The sequence below is a fragment of the Saccharibacillus kuerlensis DSM 22868 genome, from assembly GCF_000378145.1.
GTDB lineage: Bacteria > Bacillota > Bacilli > Paenibacillales > Paenibacillaceae > Saccharibacillus > Saccharibacillus kuerlensis.
In genome coordinates this window covers 345,337-366,011 of sequence record NZ_KB899277.1, presented here as the reverse complement: position 1 = coordinate 366,011, position 20,675 = coordinate 345,337, and the positions used below count along the sequence as shown (strand labels likewise).

17 protein-coding genes, 1 tRNA gene and 1 pseudogene are annotated in these 20,675 nt (G+C 53.9%); 16 read left to right on the top strand and 3 right to left on the bottom strand.

What is annotated here, in order from left to right; all coding sequences use genetic code 11:
- The first annotated feature begins 63 nt into the window (after nt 1-63).
- Entirely contained in the window at nt 64-351 is a 288-nt protein-coding gene (locus tag F456_RS24715) for a DUF6171 family protein (RefSeq protein ID WP_083923449.1), read from the top strand.
- 392 nt (nt 352-743) lie between these two features.
- Here F456_RS24715 and F456_RS0101760 read toward each other — a convergent pair.
- Nucleotides 744-1,427, bottom strand: a pseudogene (locus F456_RS0101760) (NAD(P)/FAD-dependent oxidoreductase); the annotation flags it as partial.
- A gap of 352 nt (nt 1,428-1,779) precedes the next feature.
- On the opposite strand from F456_RS0101760, the gene F456_RS0101755 reads away from it, so the two are divergent.
- The 11 genes from F456_RS0101755 (at nt 1,780) to F456_RS0101705 (ending at nt 12,353) form a co-directional block, all read left to right on the top strand.
- Nucleotides 1,780-2,892: a GntR family transcriptional regulator gene (locus F456_RS0101755; RefSeq protein WP_083923447.1), complete on the top strand. Its 1,113-nt coding sequence runs from the start codon at nt 1,780-1,782 to the stop codon at nt 2,890-2,892.
- 48 nt (nt 2,893-2,940) lie between these two features.
- Complete coding sequence (locus tag F456_RS0101750) at nt 2,941-4,650, top strand: ribulokinase (protein ID WP_018975281.1); 1,710 nt, start codon at nt 2,941-2,943, stop codon at nt 4,648-4,650.
- 162 nt (nt 4,651-4,812) lie between these two features.
- A tRNA-Leu gene (locus F456_RS0101745) sits at nt 4,813-4,896 on the top strand.
- 283 nt (nt 4,897-5,179) lie between these two features.
- Nucleotides 5,180-7,756 carry an excinuclease ABC subunit UvrA gene (locus F456_RS0101740; RefSeq protein ID WP_018975280.1) on the top strand — a complete coding sequence of 859 codons (2,577 nt, stop codon included), beginning with the start codon at nt 5,180-5,182 and terminating at the stop codon, nt 7,754-7,756.
- 151 nt (nt 7,757-7,907) lie between these two features.
- The gene (locus F456_RS0101735) at nt 7,908-8,534 is read left to right on the top strand and encodes a 50S ribosomal protein L25 (protein ID WP_018975279.1); all 627 of its coding nucleotides are present in this window, start codon (nt 7,908-7,910) and stop codon (nt 8,532-8,534) included.
- A 212-nt stretch (nt 8,535-8,746) separates the two neighbouring features.
- Nucleotides 8,747-9,034 (top strand): Dabb family protein, encoded by a 288-nt coding sequence (locus tag F456_RS0101730; protein ID WP_018975278.1) that lies wholly within the window; start codon nt 8,747-8,749, stop codon nt 9,032-9,034.
- Between the two features lie 97 nt (nt 9,035-9,131).
- Nucleotides 9,132-9,569 carry a DUF86 domain-containing protein gene (locus tag F456_RS0101725; protein WP_018975277.1) on the top strand — a complete coding sequence of 146 codons (438 nt, stop codon included), beginning with the start codon at nt 9,132-9,134 and terminating at the stop codon, nt 9,567-9,569.
- 37 nt (nt 9,570-9,606) lie between these two features.
- Nucleotides 9,607-10,722 carry a DUF4261 domain-containing protein gene (locus F456_RS0101720; protein ID WP_018975276.1) on the top strand — a complete coding sequence of 372 codons (1,116 nt, stop codon included), beginning with the start codon at nt 9,607-9,609 and terminating at the stop codon, nt 10,720-10,722.
- Between the two features lie 179 nt (nt 10,723-10,901).
- Nucleotides 10,902-11,708 carry a glutamate racemase gene (gene racE / locus F456_RS0101715; RefSeq protein WP_018975275.1) on the top strand — a complete coding sequence of 269 codons (807 nt, stop codon included), beginning with the start codon at nt 10,902-10,904 and terminating at the stop codon, nt 11,706-11,708.
- Nucleotides 11,709-11,792: 84 nt separating this feature from the next.
- Nucleotides 11,793-12,098 (top strand): HesB/IscA family protein, encoded by a 306-nt coding sequence (locus F456_RS0101710; RefSeq protein ID WP_018975274.1) that lies wholly within the window; start codon nt 11,793-11,795, stop codon nt 12,096-12,098.
- Between the two features lie 27 nt (nt 12,099-12,125).
- A complete protein-coding gene (locus F456_RS0101705) occupies nt 12,126-12,353 on the top strand; it encodes a YuzB family protein (RefSeq protein WP_018975273.1) in 228 nt (75 codons plus the stop codon).
- Nucleotides 12,354-12,463: 110 nt separating this feature from the next.
- On the opposite strand, the gene F456_RS0101700 is transcribed toward F456_RS0101705, so the two are convergent.
- Together F456_RS0101700 and F456_RS0101695 are read right to left on the bottom strand one after the other, a co-directional pair.
- On the bottom strand, nt 12,464-14,527 hold the full coding sequence (locus F456_RS0101700) for an LTA synthase family protein (RefSeq protein ID WP_018975272.1): 2,064 nt from the start codon (nt 14,525-14,527) through the stop codon (nt 12,464-12,466).
- Nucleotides 14,528-14,539: 12 nt separating this feature from the next.
- Nucleotides 14,540-15,685, bottom strand: coding sequence for a THUMP domain-containing class I SAM-dependent RNA methyltransferase (locus tag F456_RS0101695; protein ID WP_018975271.1), 1,146 nt, complete (start codon nt 15,683-15,685; stop codon nt 14,540-14,542).
- Between the two features lie 302 nt (nt 15,686-15,987).
- On the opposite strand from F456_RS0101695, the gene F456_RS0101690 reads away from it, so the two are divergent.
- From F456_RS0101690 to hemG, 4 genes are all read left to right on the top strand, one after another.
- Entirely contained in the window at nt 15,988-16,647 is a 660-nt protein-coding gene (locus F456_RS0101690; RefSeq protein WP_018975270.1) for an O-methyltransferase, read from the top strand.
- A 237-nt stretch (nt 16,648-16,884) separates the two neighbouring features.
- Entirely contained in the window at nt 16,885-17,955 is a 1,071-nt protein-coding gene (hemE, locus tag F456_RS0101685) for a uroporphyrinogen decarboxylase (protein WP_018975269.1), read from the top strand.
- Nucleotides 17,956-18,076: 121 nt separating this feature from the next.
- On the top strand, nt 18,077-19,030 hold the full coding sequence (gene hemH / locus F456_RS0101680) for a ferrochelatase (protein ID WP_026293589.1): 954 nt from the start codon (nt 18,077-18,079) through the stop codon (nt 19,028-19,030).
- Entirely contained in the window at nt 19,023-20,453 is a 1,431-nt protein-coding gene (hemG, locus tag F456_RS0101675; RefSeq protein ID WP_018975267.1) for a protoporphyrinogen oxidase, read from the top strand. Before hemH ends, hemG begins: the two co-directional genes overlap by 8 nt.
- Nucleotides 20,454-20,675 lie beyond the last annotated feature (222 nt).

Below are 20,675 nucleotides of genomic sequence, written 5' to 3'. Positions count from 1 at the left end.
GATCAATGTTAATCATTTGGGAAAAGGCGAAATAAGACTCGGTATAGAGAGGAAGGGATCATAATGGCTCAAACTAATCAAACATGCCGAAGCTGCAGCGACGAATTTGCTGTAAACGAGCGGCAGATGGAGAGACTGTTGGCTTCGCCGGCATTTGCTCCTGAACTTCGAGTACCGGTAGAAGATTATGAAGCGCGGCTGCAGGCCTGCCAAGAATGTCCGAAGTTCCAGGGAGGTACAACATGCATGCTCTGTGGATGCCTTGTCCCGGTTATCGCTCATTTGAAAAGTAAAAGTTGTCCATACCCTGGGGGCAGCCGATGGGCCGACAAAAAGCCGTTAATCCTTTAAAAGGGTTGACGGCTTTTCATACACGAACTCGAATGTTCGATTAGGGCATACGCGCCGTAAGTTAAAGAACTTTTTTGTGATAACGCATCTATATTTCACTACCCTCTTGTATATAGATGAAGCGATTGAAGCGGTCTTTATTGCCTTTTTTGAAGCGAAAAGAACGGCATAGGCAGATTATTGAACGAGAATACGCGGCAGGTATGATCGTTCATGGCATCCACTGTGCACAATAAGCAAATGTGCAAAATAAACGAACTGACGTCGATCAAATATCGTCGTCAGTTCGTTTATTAACGTGCTTGTGATTGAGCTTAGAATAATATTTGGTTCAATAAATACCGGTAAGTTTCTTAGGAAGCCGATCGCATCTCCTGCCCTGCTTTCTGCTGCTCGCTTTCTGATAGCTTGCGTACGCGGTGATCTCCGGTCATTTCCGCTGTTGATTTGCCCATTGCGAACTTGATGCCTTGACGTTCCAACTCCGTTTTGAGCATAGCGGAAGCCTGACTGTCCAGCTGACGTTCCATCAGATCATTCATCAAGTGCACGACCGCAACGTCCACGCCGAGACCTACAAGACCTTTGGCCGCTTCCAGACCGAGCAGCCCGCCGCCGATAACTGCCGCCGTTCTATACTGTTTGGCTGCTTCGAGCATCTGGCTGCAGTCTGCAATATCGCGGAAACCTACGACGCCTTCGCGGTCGCTGCCCGGAATCGGGAGCATCAACGAATTCGAACCTGTAGCAATCACCAGTTTGTCGTAGCTTTCGGTATGACCATGGTCTGTCATAACCTTTTTGTTTGCCGTATCGATCTTTGTAACTGTCGTACCGGTGTACAACATAATGCCATTATCCGTATACCAACTCCAGTCGTTCAATACAATGTCTTTAAGCGTTTTGCTGCCTTCGAGTACGTAGGAGAGCATGATGCGATTGTAATTGGGGTGCGGCTCGCTGCCGAATACGGTAATGTCGAAACGATCCGTTAATTTCAGGATTTGTTCCAGCGTATTAATGCCAGCCATACCGTTGCCGATTACGATTTGAAGGGGTGAAATTTTCTTCTTTATGTTATTTACTGCTTATTTCCAAGCCGAAATATCGGTCAATATGAAGTTTGGCTTGCATTTTAACGAAGCGGGAATTAAGATTTACTTGTACGTACAAATAAGTTGGAAGTGAGTCTGCCTTTCAACAAAATATGTACAATTAATCGACATCGCTGCTTTGTGTTTTGTAGAATAAGAAACGGAACTTTTAGATTATCTTTGCAAGAACAAGTTTAGATACAGGCTACTATCAAAATGGAAACGCTCTCTTTTTGCTTTGAACCGGCAGCAGTACTTACACACTCTCAAGTCAGTCGAGGAAGCCGATGAGCAGTTGGATAAAGACGAGAAGATTCCTTACAAAGAGGTGTGAATGACAATGGGCAAGCGGCTTCCCAAATATATCGTATTGAAAAATGAACTGCTGAGTTGGATGGAAACCGGCAGACTATCTCCCGGCAGTCAAGTACCATCGGAGAACGAAATCGCCGAACAGTTTTCACTCAGCCGTCAAACCGTTCGTCAGGCTTTCTCAGAGCTTGAGCGGCAGGGGCTGCTGGAGCGTGTACAGGGTAAAGGAACTTTTGTGCGCAGTGCGGGCATTCGAGAGGAAGCGCCTCAGCCCAGGACGATCGGTATCGTCACGACGTACATTTCCGACTACATTTTTCCTCATATCGTAAGAGGGGCGGAAGCCGAGCTGCGAAGCCGTGGTTACCGGCTTCTGCTGGCTAGCACGGATAATGATAAGGAAAAGGAGATGGAGTGTCTGCGTCTCATGCTGAGTGAACCGCTCAGCGGTTTGATTATCGAGCCGACGAAGAGTGCCGAAGGCAATCCCAATCTGCCTTTCTACCTATCGATGCAGATGAAAAACCTTCCTTTCCTAATGATTAACGAACGTTACCGCGAACTGGAAGTACCCTGCCTGAAAGTGGACGATGAACTTGGCGGCCTGACGGCGGCGCGTTATTTGATTGCGCAGGGACATCGCCGGATTGCCGGCTTTTTCAAGACAGACGACCTTCAGGGCGTCAATCGTCTGCGCGGCTTCATGCATGCACACCGGGAAGCGGGCATTATGCTCTCGCCGGAACATGTGGTCACATATGCAACCGGGCAGAAGAGCGAACTGCCGGCGAAAAAAGTGCGGGAGCTGCTCGCATCTGCGGATCGTCCAACGGCATTGGTTGCCTATAACGACGAGCTGGCCGTCCCTCTGATGAGCATAGCTCGAGAACTGGGTCTGTCTGTTCCCGGCGATCTGTCTGTAGTCGGCTTCGACGATTCCGCGTTGGCTCTGGCCGCAGGTGTGCCGCTGACCACGCTCACGCATCCCAAAGAGAAAATGGGACGGGAAGCCGCGCGCAAACTGATAGCCATGATCGAAGGCGGGCCTTCGGATCCGAACCAACAATCGGGCGATATCCTGTATGTGCCGGAATTGATTGAACGCGACTCGGCAGTAGAACCGAAGAAGGCATAAGGAACAAGAACGTCTATTACGGTCAGAGCAGACGAGGAGGAATATAGCATGGCTAAATATACGATCGGGGTCGATTACGACACCCAGTCGGGACGCGCGGTGCTGGTCGAATTGTCCAGCGGACGCGAAGTAGCCGGCCACGTTACACCTTACCCGCATCACGTGATTGACGAGCGGCTGCCGGAATCGGGCGCGAGGTTGGAGCATGACTGGGCGCTTCAGCATCCGGGCGATTATCTGGAAGTGCTGCGCCGCTCCGTTCCGGCTGTGCTGAAGAAGTCAGGCATCGACCCATCGGACGTAGTCGGGATCGGGATCGACTTTACGGCCTGTACAATGCTGCCGGTTGACGAGAAGGGCGAACCCCTCTGCTTCGATCCTGCGCTCAAGAAGGAGCCGCACAGCTGGGTCAAGCTGTGGAAGCATCATGCCGCGCAGCATGAAGCCAACGAAATCAATCGAATCGCGGAAGAACGCGGAGAAAACTTCTTGATGCGCTATGGCGGCAAGATCTCGTCGGAATGGATGATTGCGAAGATCTGGCAGGTTCTCGACGAGGCTCCGGACATCTACGACCGTACCGATTTGTTCCTTGAGGCAACGGATTGGGTCATTTCGAAAATGGCGGGCAGAATGGTACGCAACAGCTGTGCAGCCGGGTACAAAGCGATCTGGCACAAGCAGGACGGCTATCCTTCCACAGAATACTTCAAGGCTCTGCATCCGCGTCTGGAGGATCTGACTGACACCAAGCTGCGCGGCGAAGTCGTTCCGCTGGGCACAAGAGTAGGGGGCCTGACCGAAGAAATGGCGCAGATCACCGGCCTTAGAGCCGGTACGGCCGTGGCGGCAGGCAATGTCGACGCGCATGCGGCTGTGCCTGCCGTCGGCGTTGTAACGCCCGGCAAGTTGGTAATGGCGATGGGAACGTCGATCTGCCATATGCTGCTTGGTACGGAAGAGAAGCCGGTCGAAGGGATGTGCGGGGTTGTCGAGGACGGCATCATTCCGGGATTGTACGGTTACGAAGCCGGTCAGTCGGCGGTTGGCGATATTTTCGAATGGTATGTCGAAAAAGCGGTACCGTTCCACGTCAAAAAGCAGGCTGACGAAGAAGGCATCGAGGTTCATGCTTGGCTTGAACGCGAAGCATCCAAATACAAACCGGGCGAAACGGGTCTGCTGGCGCTTGATTGGTGGAACGGAAATCGCTCCGTACTTGTGGACACGGATCTGACGGGCTTGATGCTCGGTATGACCCTGCTGACCAAGCCGGAAGAAATTTATCGTACGCTGCTGGAAGCGACGGCGTTCGGCACACGGAAAATTATCGAAGCGTTCCATAACAGCGGCGTTCCGGTAGATGCGCTCTATGCCTGCGGTGGACTGCCACAGAAAAATGCGCTGCTTATGCAGATCTATGCCGATGTAACCAACCGCGAAATTTTTGTGGCGGAGTCCAAGCAGACGCCTGCGCTCGGAGCGGCGATGTTTGCTGCCGTGGCTGCGGGAGCGGAAGCCGGCGGTTATGACAATATCTTCGATGCCGCCGGGAAAATGGCCCGGATAAAAGAAGTGTCGTATAAGCCGATTCCGGAAAATGTTGAAGTATATGAGAAACTGTTCGCGGAATATGAAAAGCTGCACGAATACTTCGGGCGCGGCGGGAACGACGTAATGAAGCGCTTGAAGAGCATCAAGAAATCGGCCGGACGCACCGAGGACGATGTCAAGGTGACGCCGGGCATGCAGCTCTAGCGGCCGATGACTCCCGACCAGACCGCTGTCCAAGGACTTAACTGCCAATGGACAAACCGCCGTTTGGCACAAACTGCTGAATATTCTTGCCAAAAGGGCTTGCACACTGCCTGCTAACCGTGTTATATTATTCGGGCAGGGCAAATGCCCGGTATATAATAGGCGGTCGTGGCGGAATTGGCAGACGCGCACGGTTCAGGTCCGTGTGGTAGCAATACCGTGGAGGTTCGAGTCCTCTCGACCGCATTATAGGCAAGATCAAAGAAGCTCCCAGCATGCTGGGAGCTTCTTTTTTACGTGCAACAACCTCATTGAATTTTTTGGAGACTTTTCAATATATAAGTTTCCTGCACCGCTCAGACTCAGCTTTTTGACTTGGCATTGAAAAGACTTCTTGTTTCTGAAAGCCGCTATTCTGGTAAAGAGGAAAGGAAGAGGGCCGGCAGCCGGTTCGATACCGAAGCGGAATCCGATCCGCAAAATCTGTCTCGGTATATGCAGGATAAGAAGCCGCGAAGGAGGACTTTCCATGGATGCAAAAAGCAATCAAAACAGCAATGAAAACAACAATCGAAACAGCAGCAGAGATAGCAATAGCAAACCGGAAGGCTTTATTCGCGTAAGAGGTGCCAATGAACATAATCTGCAAAACGTTGATCTCGACGTTCCGCGCGATGCTCTGGTTGTATTTACCGGGGTTTCGGGTTCGGGTAAGTCATCGCTCGCCTTTGGGACGCTCTATGCCGAAGCGCAGCGCCGTTATCTCGAATCTGTCGCTCCCTACGCTCGTCGACTGATTCAGCAGGCGGGTACGCCTCAAGTGGAGAGCATCGAAGGACTGCCGCCTGCAGTCGGTCTCCAGCAGCAGCGGGGCGTGCCGCAGGAGCGTTCGACAGTCGGCAGCCTGACAACTATTTCCAATGTGCTGCGTATGCTGTATGCCCGCGCCGGCGATTACCCGGAAGGACAATCGGTGCTGTATGCGGAAGACTTCTCGCCGAATACGCCGCAGGGAGCTTGTCCCGAATGCCAGGGGTTGGGAAGAGTCTACGATGCGACAGAAGCTTCAATGGTGCCCGATCCCAGCTTAAGCATCCGGCAGCGTGCGATCGCTTCCTGGCCGGGAGCTTGGCACGGTCAGAATTTGCGCGATATTCTGATTTCGCTCGGTTACGATGTGGATCGGCCGTGGAAGGACCTGCCGCAGCAGGACAGGGAGTGGATCCTGTTTACCGACGAACGGCCTTCGGTTCCCGTACACCCGGGGCTGAGCCATAAGGAAATTGAAGAAGCGATCGCTGCCGGCCGTCGACCGGACTATATGGGCAATTATATGGGCGCACGCCGTCTTCTGCTGCAGACTTACGCTTCCGCAGAAGATGCCGGCAGAAGACGGCGTCTGGAGCCGTATCTGGTCGTCCATTCCTGCCCGCTCTGCAGGGGCAAACGACTGAAGCCTGAAGCGCTGTCCGTCACGTTCGCCGGATTCGATATTGCAGATTTGTTCCGGATGCCGGCCGCTTCCCTCAAAGAAACGCTGGAAAACGCCGTTATGCCCGAACGGGAACGTCAAGGAGGACGGGAAGCGGAGAAGGCGCTGATTGCCCGCCGTCTCGTAGGAGACGTCACAGGACGCTTGGAGCGGTTGACCGATATTGGAATCGGCCATTTGTCGCTTGACCGCCCGGCGCCTACGCTGTCTTCAGGTGAACTTCAGCGGCTGCGGCTGGCTTCTCAACTGATCTCCAAACTGTTCGGCGTCGTTTATGTACTGGACGAGCCGTCGGCCGGCCTGCATCCCGCGGACGGCGAAGCACTGCTGGATGCGCTGGCGGCGCTGCGCGATGCCGGGAACTCCGTCTTTGTCGTCGAACATAATGTCGATGTGATGCGGGAAGCGGAATGGTTGGTCGATATTGGTCCGGAAGCGGGAGAGCGGGGAGGTCGTGTGCTGTACAGCGGCCCGCCGCAAGGATTGACGGACGTTGCGGAGTCCGTAACGAAAAATTATTTGTTCGGGCCGGAAACAGGACTTCTGCGCGAACGCAGAGAAGCGGACGGATGGCTGACCCTGACAGACGTCACATTCAACAATTTGAACGGATTGGACACCGCTTTTCCGCTGGGCTGCCTGACTGCCGTAACCGGAGTGTCCGGTTCAGGGAAATCAAGTCTCGTTTCGCATGTCCTGCCTGCGCTGCTTGCCCCTCATCTGGGAAGCCTGCCAGCGGAACCGGAAGAAGAGTCCGACAATGCCGAACCTGCCGAGATGACAGGACGTGCCGGCGGCGACTTAGCCTCTTTGCGCCGGATGGTTCGAATTGATCAGAAACCGATCGGACGGACACCGCGATCGAATTTGGCGACCTACACCGGTCTGTTCGATCATGTACGCCGGCTGTTCGCGGATACGCCCCTTGCCCGTGAGCGGGGATACAAAGCGGGACGGTTTTCTTTTAATGTAGCGTCGGGCCGCTGTCCGGTCTGCGAAGGCCAAGGATTCGTCCAGGTCGAGCTGATGTTTCTGTCGAGCCTTTACGTCCCCTGCGCTGAATGCGGAGGAACGCGTTACAATGCGGAGACACTGGAAGTGACTTGGAATGATCGGTCGATCGCGGACATACTGGCGCTCAATGTGGAAGATGCCGCGGAAGTATTCCGGGAACAGGCTTCCATTGCCAGAACATTGTCCGTTTTGCTGGACTTGGGATTGGGTTACCTGAAACTTGGACAGCCGGCGACCGAATTGTCGGGCGGCGAGTCGCAGCGAATCAAGCTGGCTGCGGAACTGCAGCGGATGCAGCGCGGCCGTACACTCTATCTGCTGGACGAGCCAACCAACGGACTGCATCCAATCGATGCCGATCGGCTGCTCCGTCATCTGGATGCCCTGGTGCGGGCGGGACACACAGTTGTCATGGTGGAACACGATATGCGGATGGCCGCCCAGGCCGACTGGGTAATCGATCTGGGACCGGGTGCAGCACGTCAAGGGGGGCAAATTGTTGCAGCCGGTACGCCGGAGGAAGTAGCTGCCGTCCCGGAGAGCCGCAGCGCCGCTTATTTGGCCCGTTATCTGGTTGGGGTGGAGATATCGGAAACTTAAGAAAGGCATCGTTTTGACCTGCCATTCGCAAGCCTATGATACAAGTTAGCTGCTCTGGGGTAATAGGATAAGGTGAAGACGGTGAAGCTTTCCGGATTTGAGGAGAACTATTCATCGCCGAATTGTCCAATTCCAAGGAGGTCGATTGATTATGAGTAAAGCACTGACAGCTGAAAAAAGAACCGCTTTTAAAAGTTCAGATATTAAAAGTCTTCGCCAGAGCGGTCGCGTTCCGGCAGTCGTATATGGCAAAAATTCCGAAGGCATTCCGGTACACGTCGATGCCAAAGATCTGATGCGTCACGTGCAGCTCGGGGGTGCGGATATCTTCTCTCTGGATGTATCCGACGGCTCGCCGATGCAGGTCATGATCAAAGATATTCAACGGTTGAATGGACGAATCATTCACGCCGATTTCGTGAAGATCGACAAAAACACGGCGGTACGTGCGACGATCGCAATTGATTATCAAGGCGAAGCCAAAGGGTCCAAGGAAGGCGGGATTTTCCAGGTTCAGGCGACTGAACTTGAAGTCGAAGCGCTCCCGAACGATCTGCCGTCCTCGCTGGAAATCGACATCTCGAACATGGAGATCGGCGACAAATTGACGGCCGGCGATATCAAGCTGTCCGACAAAGTTAAACTGATTTCTTCGGAAGAAGAAATTTTGGCTTCTGTCGTTCTGCCGCAGGTAACTGCAGAAGATACGGACGACAATACATCCGGAGAGCCGGAAGTGGCTCCGGAACTTGTTGGAGACGAAGGAAAAAGCGAGTAACAAGATTTGGGAAAGGCTCAAAGCCTGTTGATCTTTATATAGCAAAGCCGTCTTCCTTAGGGAGGCGGCTTTTTGCGCAGCCTGCCGCAGAACTTTCAAGAAGTTGCCCTTCGCAAGTTTGGCTGCAAACGCTCTCCTTGTGATATAGTTTCTTTGTGAGCTTTTTTCTGAGGCGTACTCAGCCCATATTCTGCATCGGGAGATGAGAAAATATGATCAAACACATCGTCTTTATCAAATTGCAAAATCGTTCGCCTGAAAGCTTGGCGGAAGCGGCCGACGTGCTGCGCAGCATGGACGGTAAGATCGAACAGCTCAAGTCGCTGGAAATCGGTGCCGATATTTTGCGCTCGGAGCGTTCTTACGACATCGCGCTGACGGCGACAGTCGAGACTTTGGATGATCTGCAGGCGTACCAGATACATCCAGTGCATCAGAAGATTATTGAATACATCAACAGTGTGAAGGAAGTATCCTACGCGGTTGACTACGAAATCTAAAGATCCGTCAGGGCTGCGAAGTCGGCATGCAAAGCGTTGAATGAACGGCCTGTCGGCATTGTGACAGCAAGGACGAGAGATACGGGAGGAACCGACATTGTATTACGTGAACCGGGAACAGATTGAGAAACGCCTGCTGTCGCTGCCGCAAACGATCGAAGCGATGCGTTTGGTTGCAGCAGATTGGGAAGGTACACTGCTGCAGGGACTGGCGCAGGAACGTGCTCTGCATCTGGCGTTGGAAGCGGTCACCGACATCGGCAGCTACCTGATCGACGGCTTTATTATGCGCGACGCGGGCAGCTACGAAGACATCGTCGAGATTATTCACGGAGAAAAGGTGATCGACGATGAGCTGCGCAGCACGATGCTGCGGCTGGTCAGGCTGCGCCGCCCGCTGGTGCAGGATTATTACGAGTGGGATCGGAAGACGCTTCATCCGTTGACGATGGAGCTGCCCGCTGCACTCGAACGGTTTGCAGACCGGGTAAACCGGTACTTGCTCAGCGAACTCGGCGAAAGCCGTCCGCATTGAGCGAACAGACCGGATAGACACGGAGGAGGAAGCGGACATGACTGATTCGTTAGGGGAACAACCTAGAGAAGGCAAGAAAATGAAACCGGGATTTCTTCCGGTTTATGCAGTCGAGCTGCTGTTCCGGGAGGAGCCGGAGCTTGACGTTTCAAGCATTTTGAACAAGATTCACGAGCGCATTCGGAAGACTGCAATCAATACGGGGCCTTTTCGGGAACCGGAACGGGTCGAGAACGAAGCACTGCGCCGCAAGGAGACGACGGGCAGCGACCGATTCGAGCTGGCGGCTGTTTTTTACCATGGCGATTACACGGTAGCTTTTACAGATGCGGAAGTTCCGGCACAAACGAGACTTTTCCATCCAAGAGAAATCCGTGAGGATTTGAAATGGGACGGCGTACTACAGCAGAGCTGGAAATGGGAAGGCGGCGAGGAGCGGCTGAACGAATACCGTTATGCTGTCACTCTATGCGATTGGTACGCGGCCATGCTGCCATTTCAGCGCCGAATCGAGATGTTCCATTCTGTGCTGGCAAGTGTGATCGAGACGACAGGCTGCGATGCGGTTTACTGGCAGCCGAGCGGTCAGTTGATCGACGCTGGTGCTTTCATAAGCGCTTACCCGAATGAGCCGCTGTACGGGGCGCTGAATGTCCGTGTATATCAGATGCAGCAGCAGGACGAAGTGCTTGTCGATACGCTCGGGCTGACTGCAATCGGCGTACCGGACGTACAATGCCGGGTCACGGAGCTTACGCCGGACCGGGTTATTCCGATGATCTACGGCGCGTCATATTATTTGTACGGCAATGGTGGAGAGGTCGAAAATGGACAGCTGCTCGGCGGCGCGGGACTGCGATGGCGCTGCGAGCGTCAGCCTTCCGTATTGGGACCGGAGCGTACAGTCATCGATCTGAATCCCGGCCATCCGTATTATGCGGGCACACAGACGGTCGACCCGGTCGGTTACGAGAAAGATGACGATCCCGGAGATTCAGCCGGCTGGTCGAACGAAGAAGACCCAGGCTCCGGCTACCGGCTGCGCGAGGAGGACGGAACGGAGTTCCGCTCCGAGCGGGAATATCGGATGCGGGAACATGGACAGAAGTCCGAACATGGCGAAGCGAACAATAAGGCGCCTGACGAAGGGTAATCGATAAAGAAGAGTAATCCATAAAGAAGAATAACCGACTGCGTCTTTCTTCAAAAGCGGCTTGCGGCACGATTGCTGCTTCGTTAAAATAGTGGTTAGGCTTAAATTCAATCCCAATCCGCTGCGGGCAGCATGTCCGCGCGGATATTGGGAAAACGATAGGAAAGAAGCGTGTACTCGTGCAGCAAGCTATTGCGATAATGGATTCGGGGGTTGGCGGTTTGACTGTGGCGCGAGAGGTGATGCGCCAACTGCCGAGAGAGCAGATCATCTATTTTGGGGATACGGCGCGTACGCCTTACGGACCGCGCGATCTTCAGGAAGTTCGCGCATTTACGGAGCAGATCGTCGATTATATGATGACGTTCAATCCCAAAATGATCGTCATCGCCTGCAACACGGCGACCGCTGCGGCACTTGATACGATCACTGCAAAAGTCGATATTCCGGTTGTCGGCGTTATCCATCCGGGAGCCCGTGCCGCGATCAGCAAAGCAAACCAGGGAATTATCGGCGTGATCGGAACAAAGGGAACAGTGGACAGCGGAGCCTATGCTCACGCGCTAAAGCAGATTTCTCCTTATGTCAATGTCGTAAGCCGGGCTTGCCCTCCGTTTGTACCGCTGGTCGAACAAGGACATTTCAGCGGGCGGGCAACCTACGAGATCGTCAAGAACGAACTGCTTCCGCTGCGCGCGCTCCCGCTCGACTGCTTGATCTTGGGCTGCACACACTACCCATTCCTGTCGGATACGATTCAGCGGGTGATGGGACCGTCGGTGAAGCTGATCAATTCGGCCGAAGAAACCGCACGCGAAGTCAGTACCATTTTGTATGAAAAAGGACAGCTGGAAAGCGGCGATACGGTTCCTGAACATCGGTTTCTGCACAGCGGACAATCCGACATGTTCGAGAAAATCGCACAAAAATGGCTGGCCGAGTATATTGCAAGAACCAAAGCGATCTGGCAGGTGGCGTCTTTCTAGACGCGGACCTGCCGCTTCGATTTGTCGGCGTATAACTATTCCATTACGAGCCGCAGCCGATGCTGCAGGCGGGAGGAGTCTGTCATGAAAGTCAAAATTACGCGCAACGCTGCGAAAAAACTGCTGGAAGAACTAAACAAGGAAGAAAATAAGGATATGAAGCTGCGGGTATTCGTTACGCATTCCCACGGCGATCATGCTCATTACGGCATGGATCTGGACCAGCAGAAGGAAGGCGACGAACTCGTCTCGACAGACAAAGAAATCGACGTTCTGGTAGACGCAAGCGAGCCGATGCTCGACGGAGTGAAGATCGACTATCTGTACAGTGCCCAGGAAGAAGGCTTTGTCATTACGAATCCTCTGAAAGGCAATCACGGCGACCACTAAGATTTGCCGAAGAAGAAGGGAATCATCATGGCTAACGATATTCGTGTCTGCGATAAATGCAAACATACCCGTATGAAAACGATTGTGCCCAAGCTGCAGAAAATGGCGCCCGATGCTGAGATCAAGATCGGATGCAAGTCTTACTGCGGTCCCTGCGCCAAGCGGGCCTTCGTATTCATTAACGGACGATATGTCAGCGCTCCGACGGAAGCCGAAGTGCTGGAGAAAATTGCGCCTTTTATCAAGAAATCGTAAGCGGTACGGCGAAAGTCGAGAAGCCGCCTGACCAACAGCAAAACCCCGAGATCCGGTCGACCGGATTTCGGGGTTTTCTATTGAGAGTCCGGTAGAAAAGGCTCTCGTTCTCAGTTCTGCTGCAGCACCGGAATCAAATCGCGGGTGATGATATCGTCGGAGATCGCCAATCGATTGACCGCTTCCGCATAACCGGCTCTGGCTTTGTTCACATCCGTTTGCTGTCCGGTGGCAAGGTCGTAGCAGATGCCGTTCTCAAATACTCCGTCAGCCGAAGGCGTGTAGTAGATCGTTCCATCGGTAAACGCGCCGCTGCGCAGGACAACCAGTCGATTCTTGTCCGCACTGCGATCCAGCAGATTGCTCCCCATGAAGAAGTAATCGGCGGTGTCTATCCCAAGGAGGGGTAGCAGCGTTGGCATCAGATCCAGCTGTCCGCCGGGATTCTCGTAAGTTCCGGCCATTGCTCCGTCCGGCAGATGAATAAGCAGCGGCACCTGAGCCATCATCCGTTCATAGTCAAATGCGGATACTTCCCCTCCGAGCAGTCTGCTTACGGCCGCCGATTCGTTCAGCGAGTAATCGTGGTCTCCGTAGAAGACGAAGATTGTCTTTTCCCACAGTCCATCTTCTTTCAAGCGGTTCACCATGTCGCCGAGTGCGGAGTCCAGGTAATGCATGGATTGCAGATAATTGCCGAATGTGGAATCCTGGAACTCGCCGAGATCGATCCGATCTTCTTCCTCCAGATTCAAGTTATACGGGTGATGGCTGGAGAGCGTAATCAGGAACGAATAAAAAGGCTGCGAGGTCTGTTCCATAAAGCCGACCGATTGATTCAGAAACGACCGATCACCGAGCGACCAGCCGAGCCGTTCATCGATCTCAAAATCATGTTCGGCATAAAAACGGTCATAACCCATCTCTTTGTACATGCGGTTCCGGTTCCAGAAACTGCCGTCATAGGCATGATACGCATTGGCTGCGTAACCTTGCTGCTTCAAGATGGACGGCATCGTATGGAAGACATTTTCGGCGTGCCGGATAAAGACCGATCCCGAAGGGAGCGGATGCAGCGAAGCATTGGCGCTGAAATCGGCATCTGACGTGCGTCCTTGACCGGTTTGATGATAGAAGTTGTCGAAATACAAGCTGTCTTCCATCAGTTTGTCGAGATTAGGTGTAAGAGACTGACCGTTCAACTTCTTCCCAACAAAAAAGTTCATGAACGCTTCGCCTTGAACGACGATGATGTTGCTGTCCTTGTAACGGCCGAACAGGGCATCGGTACCGGAAGTCTTGGATTCCCGTTCCGCAAACCACTGTCTGATCTCATCGATCCGTTCGCTGGGCAGTTCCCGACCTTTACCAATCGCCGTCTGCGCATACTGATAAGCATCAATGGCATGAAAAGCAAGCAGTCCCGTGACATTGTACATCGACATGTTCCACCAGTTGTTCTCCAGCAGATTTTTGGCCCAGGTCTGGGAAGCATGACGAATAGGAAAAACGGCGGCCGATAAGCCCAGCGTCAATACAAGCAGTCCGGCGGCAAAACGGCGAAGCAGCCGTCTGCTGCGTCTGCCCACTGCAGATGAAGCTGCGGCAGAAGCAGGCAGCGGTCCGTATCTGTAGGAGGAACGTCCTTCAATTTCAAAGCTGTCGTCAAAGCTGCCGTGTGAAGCCGAAGAAGCCAACCGTTTCACCGCGCTTCGTCGTCTCCAGCTCCACAGGCCGGCGGCTAACATGAGCGGCCAATCGGCGAACAGCCATAGATCCTGCCAACGCAGCAGTTCGGCGATGCTTCCTCCCAGCGATTCCATTTGTCCGGCCTGAAGCAGTACGGGCACCGTAATAAAGTCGCCAAAATAGCGGAAGTAAATCAGATCCGCAAAGATCAGTCCCGTGATTAGCAGATGGAGGCCGGCCAACGCCGGAAGCTGTCCTCCTGACGGCAGCCAGAAAATCCAGAACGACAGAGCCAGCAGACTGCCTATGGCAATCAGAACATTGGCGGCATCCATCGTAATGTAAGGTAGCTGAAGATTGGAATGGAGCAGCCGAAGCTTTCCTAGGGTCGATAAAATGAAAAGCGCATACAAGGCAAGGGTGAGCAGAAAGCCCGGCTGGAGGCCGGGCTTGGACGAAGATGGATTCAAATGGAATAGACGCAAAGGTTCAACCTCCTAACGGCGCGGAGGCAGCGGTCCCAGGAACTGCAGGAACTGACACTCGATGCGTCCGTTGAACAGCTTACGGCGCTTATCGGCACGTTTGCCGAAGTTCTGCTCGAAATTGGCTGTTGGCGTAATCGCGAAGAATGACCAGTCCGGCAGATCGAGCGCAGCACGTCCGAGCTGGCGGATCATTTTCTCAACTTCTTCTTCCTCGCTCAGACGCTCGCCGTAAGGAGGATTGGTAATGACGCAGCCGAACTTGCCTTCCGGCTTGAAGCGTGCGACCGGCTGTACGGTAAAGTTGATTACGCCGTCAAGTCCTGCACGTTTGGCCGATCCTCTGGCGATCTCGATCGCTTCCGGATCAACGTCGCTTCCGCCGATCTGCAGCGGGATATCGTCGCGCACGGCGTCGAACGCTTCCTCGCGCGCCTGGCTCCAGAGTTCCTCGGGTACGAATTCCCAACGTTCGGAAGGGAAGCTGCGGCGCAGCCCTGGTGCGATATTCCAAGCGATCATGGCTGCTTCAATAGGCAGCGTGCCGGAACCGCAGAACGGGTCATAGAACGGACGGTGAGGGCCCCAGCGGCTGAGCAGAATCAGCGCAGCGGCCATCGTTTCCTTGAGCGGCGCTTCGACAGTCGTTTTGCGGTAGCCGCGTTTGTGCAGCGAGGGCCCTGTCGTATCCAGCGTAATCGTCGCGATATCGCTCAGAAGCGAGACTTCGAGTGTATAGCGAGGACCGTCTTCGTCGAACCATTCGGTTCCGTACGATTCTTTCATTTTTTCGACGACCGCTTTTTTGACGATGGATTGGCAGGCCGGCACGCTGGACAGCTGCGATTTGTACGAGCGTCCGTTAACCGGGAATTCACCGTACTCCGGAATGTAGCCTGCCCAGTCGACGGCTTTGACGCCCTGGAACAGCTCTTCAAATGTTACTGCCGGGAATTCGGCCATCTTGATCAGCACCCGATCGGCAGTACGCAGCCACAGATTAGTGCGGCAAATATCGGCAGGCGTACCGGTAAAGGTAACGCGGCCATTGTCCGTTTTGGCGTCGGCATAGCCGAGGTCTTTCAATTCGCGTGCGACAACTGCTTCAATACCCATTGGGCAGGTAGCGATCAGTGTCAGTTTTTCTGGAATTCTCATTAAGTTCAGCTCCGTTTAAAAGTAAAAATGATAGATCCTCACAGCTCGAAAAAGCAATCAATGCCAGATTCGCCGCTTGTGAAGGATACAAGAAAATTGTACAATCGTGAAATAGAGATTTGGCGGAAGCCGAGCGGTTTCCCGACGCGGCAGGCGTGACGGGAAAATTTGCGCGTCCAATGCTCAATCTAGTATAGGTGAACGGTGTTGCGGTTACAATATATTAAGAGTCATCCGACAAATAAGGTTGAGTAGAACAAGATTGAAGTGAATCAGGTTCAAGCGAAAACGGAGAGTGGAAAATGATGAACGTTCAACAAACGGATGCTGCGGCAGCCGAAGCTTATATGGAAAGTCTGGCAAATGAAGACGAGCTGCTGCTCAAGATCAAGAGAGTCATTCGCGAATCGGGCATGCCCGAAGTATCGGTAGCTGCAGGTTACGGCAAAATGCTGACCCTGCTGACTCAATTGAGCGGAGCCAAGCATATTTTGGAAATTGGGGCGCTCGGCGGTTACAGCGGTGTATGTATGGCGCGGGGAATGGCTGAAGGTGGCACATTGACTTCGCTCGAGCTGAAACCCGAGTATGCCGAAGTGGCAGCCCGTCATCTGGAAGAAGCCGGTTTCGGCGGTCAGGTGCGTTATCTGGTTGGCCCGGCGACAGAAGGATTGGAGATTCTAAAAGCGGAAGGGCGTAAATTCGACTTCTTCTTTATCGATGCGGACAAGTTAAATTATTTGAATTATTTGGACGCGGCGCTGGAGATGGCAGAGCCGGGGGCGCTGATCGTGGCGGATAATTTGCTGCTTCGCGGCCGCACGCTGAATAGAGAACGCAACGGTCCGGCAATCCTGACGGTAAGAGAGTTTAACCGCCGGATGTCCGAGGACCCTAGACTGATCGGTACGCTTCTGCCTGCCTATGACGGTCTGGCTATCGCAATGGTGAAGAAAGCGTGAATGTTAAATGAGAAAGTGCCGGAATCGGTTTTCAAAACGCCGGTTGGGGTGGATAATAGATTAGGTGGAAAACGTCAAGGAATCGTCGCAAAGTAGCCTTGTGACAAATGGTTCAAAGGCGCATAATGAAAGTTGACTGTATTTTCGGGCGCATTTTCACCCCCGTCGGCCTGCTCGGCCGATCCGCGTATGCGCCGCAGGGATTGACATAACCCGGTATTGGAGGACCCAACCGACATGACTTATAACGATCGTTTTATCCGGGCCTGTTACGGTCAGGAATTGGATCGTCTGCCTGTATGGTATATGCGGCAGGCCGGCAGGTACGATCCGGAATATCGCAAGATCAAAGAAAAATATTCGCTGCTTGAAATTTGCCGGCAGCCCGACCTTGCGGCGGAAGTAACACTGATGCCGGTGCGCAAGCTGGGCGTTGACGCTGCCATTTTGTATTCCGACATTATGAATCCGGTCGCGTCGATCGGTATCGATTTTGATATTGTGAAGGATATCGGTCCCGTCATCGACAATCCGATCCGCAGCATGGCCGATGTGGAGCGGCTGCGTCCAATCGACGTGGAAGGCGATCTGGGCCATGTACTGGAGACTATTCGGATTCTGGACCGCGAACTGGACAGACCGCTGATCACATTTGCCGGAGCTCCGTTTACGATCGCCAGCTATTTGATCGAAGGACGGCCGTCCAAAACCTATATTCGTACCAAAACGATGATGTACAGTGAACCGGCGACCTGGTTTGCTCTGATGGACAAGCTGGGCGACATGGTGATCACTTATCTGCGTGCTCATGTGCAGAACGGCGGCAAAGCGTTCCAGGTGTTCGACAGCTGGGTAGGCGCACTGTCGCCGCAGGATTTCTCGCATTACGTACTGCCGACGATCAAACGGATTTTCGATGAACTGTCGGCTATGCCGGAAATGAAAAACATTCCGAAAATTTACTTCCCGGGCGTGAGCTCGGGCGAGCTGCTGCCGACACTTCGCGGGCTGCAGGCCAACGTAATCGGATTGGATTGGCGCGTATCGGTTGCGGAAGGCCGCAGACGGCTGGGACCGAACTATGCGGTGCAGGGCAATCTCGATCCGTTCCTGTTGACGGCCCCTCAGGAAATGATTCACAAGAGAGCGGCGGAAATCATCGACGAAGGCGTGCAGAATCCGGGGTTCATTTTCAACCTGGGTCACGGGCTGTTCCCGGAAGCGTCGCTCGACAAACTGCGTATCCTGACAGAATTCGTTCACGAATATTCGGAGCGTGCACTGTCACGCGCAGCGGCGCAGGGCTAAATTCCGCAGCTTGAAATGCAATGAATCGGTGTATAAACCCGGAAGTTTGCCATTTGGAACGGAGACGGGGGACGCCCGGCGTTCTGCCGTCTTCCGCTATGCCAAGAGAGGGGATATGAAGTTGAAGAAGAAAATCGGAGTACTTGTCATGTCTTACGGAACCCCGAAAAGTCTGGACGATGTCGAAGCCTACTATACACACATTCGCAGAGGCAGACCGCCCGAGCCGGAACAGCTCAAAGAATTGAAAGACCGTTACGAAGCGATTGTGGGCGGCGTATTTCCACTGCGCGAAAACACCGACCGTCAGGTCGAACACATGCAGGCTGAACTGAACAAGTTCGATCTGCCGGATGTGGAATTCGTCTGCTATCAGGGCTTGAAGCACAGCGATCCGTTTATCGAAGACGGGGTGCAGAACATGGCAGCGGACGGTATTACGGATGCTATTGGGATCGTACTGGCTCCGCATTACTCGATCATGAGCGTCGGCAGCTATATCAAACGCGCCAAAGCGACAGCGGAAGAATCCGGTATGAACATTCGTTTTATCGAAAGCTACCATCTGCATCCGAAACTGATCGAAGCGTTTGCGAACCGGGTATCGGCCAAGCTGGATCTGTTTGTTGAGACCGGCGCGCAGCGCGACGACGTTAAGGTTCTGTTCAGTGCGCACAGCCTGCCGGAAAAAATTCTGGCCATGGGCGATCCATACCGCGACCAGCTGCTCGAAACGTCGCGTGCCGTTGCGGAAAAAGCCGGCGTAACCAATTGGCAGTTCACTTGGCAGAGCGCGGGACGCACGTCGGAGCCTTGGCTCGGTCCGGACGTACTGGAGACGATGAAAGAACTGTCCGAGCAGGACGTCCGTTATATGCTCGTTTCGCCGCTGGGCTTCGTATCGGATCATCTGGAAGTACTGTACGATCTGGATATCGAAGCTCAAGAAGTGGCCGAAGAGCTGGACGTCCGCGTGATGCGGATCGACTCCCTCAATACGGACCCGCTTTACATGCAGACGCTGGCCGACTGCGTGGTTACCGAATGCCGCAAAGGGGCGCTGCTTCATGGCTGAACAGCGTAGAGTCGTCATTATCGGCGGGGGCCTGACCGGCCTCAGCGCCGCTTTCTACACCCGGAATTTTCTGAAAGACGCAGGCTTTGAGCCTGTGGTCACTGTACTGGAAAAAGGGCACTCATGGGGCGGTAAGATCGAGACTTTGCATAAAGACGGTTTCGTTATCGAAAAAGGGCCGGATTCGTTTCTGGCCCGCAAGACGGCGATGGTCGACCTGGCAAAAGAACTCGAGATCGATCATGATCTGGTGACGACCAATCCGGAAGCCAAAAAAACGTACCTGCTGCACAAGGGCAAGCTTCACGAAATGCCTGCGGGGCTCGTACTTGGCATTCCGACGCAGCTCAAGCCTTTTTTGTCGAGCAAGCTCGTCTCTCCGGCGGGCAAACTGCGTGCGCTGATGGATTACGTGCTGCCTCCAAAGCGCAGCGAGGAAGACGAGTCGCTGGGACACTTTATCGAGCGCAGACTGGGGCATGAAGTTCTGGAAAATGTAACGGAGCCGCTGCTTGCAGGCATTTACGCGGGGGATACCCGTCATCTCAGTCTTCAGTCGACATTTCCGCAATTTGGAGCAGTCGAACGCGAGCACGGCAGTTTGATCCGGGGCATGATGAACGGCCGCAAGCCGGTCGAGACGCATACCGGCACCAAAAAAAGTACGTTCTTGACCTTCCGGCAGGGTCTGCAAAGCCTGGTGCATGCCCTGGTGAACGAACTGTCGGGCACGGTCGATCTGCGTTCCGAAACGGCGGCGGCTTCGATACGGAAACAGCCGGAAGGCGGATATGCGCTTGAACTGGAAGACGGGAGTATGCTTGCAGCCGATTCGATTATTATAACGACGCCGACATTTGCGGCTTCGAAGCTGCTCTCGCCGCACGTAAATACGCAGCCGCTTGATTCGATCAATTACGTATCGGTCGCCAACGTCGTGCTGGCATTCGACAAGCGGGACGTCAAGACGACGTTCGACGGTTCAGGATTCCTCGTTCCGCGCAAGGAAGGGCGAACCATTACGGCTTGTACCTGGACGTCTGCGAAATGGCTGCATACCAGTGCCGACGACAAGGTGCTGATGCGCTGCTATGTAGGCCGTGCAGGCGAGCAGGAAGCGCTGAAGTTGGACGACGCCGGACTGGTGGAATTAGTCCGCAAAGATATTTTCGAACTGATGGGCATCGATGCACAGCCGCTGTTCACCGAAGTAACCCGTCTGAACCATTCCATGCCGCAGTACCCGGTGGGGCATCTGCAGCAGATTGCCGGTCTGCGCCGACAGTTGGCCGAAGAGATGCCGGGCGTCTATATTGCGGGAGCCGGCTACGACGGTGTGGGCCTGCCGGACTGTATCCGCCAAGCGAAAGAGATTTCCGCGAAGCTCGCTGCCGCGCCTGCAGCGGCAAAGTCAGTGGGTTAAGCGAACCTTTTCGGAGGCAGCTGCAGTCCGATACCTGCCGGAAAAAGGTTCAACATGCCGTGAGCCGCTATGCAGGGAGCCGTTTTGTCATCGGAAGATGACGGAGCGGCTTTTTTGTATGATCACAGGTGCGGAGCGGAGGAGGAGAGAGGGCGCTAACGCTATTTTGTCGACTCTCCTTCTATTTGTGCCGGATAACCTGCTATAATAGGGAATAGTTTT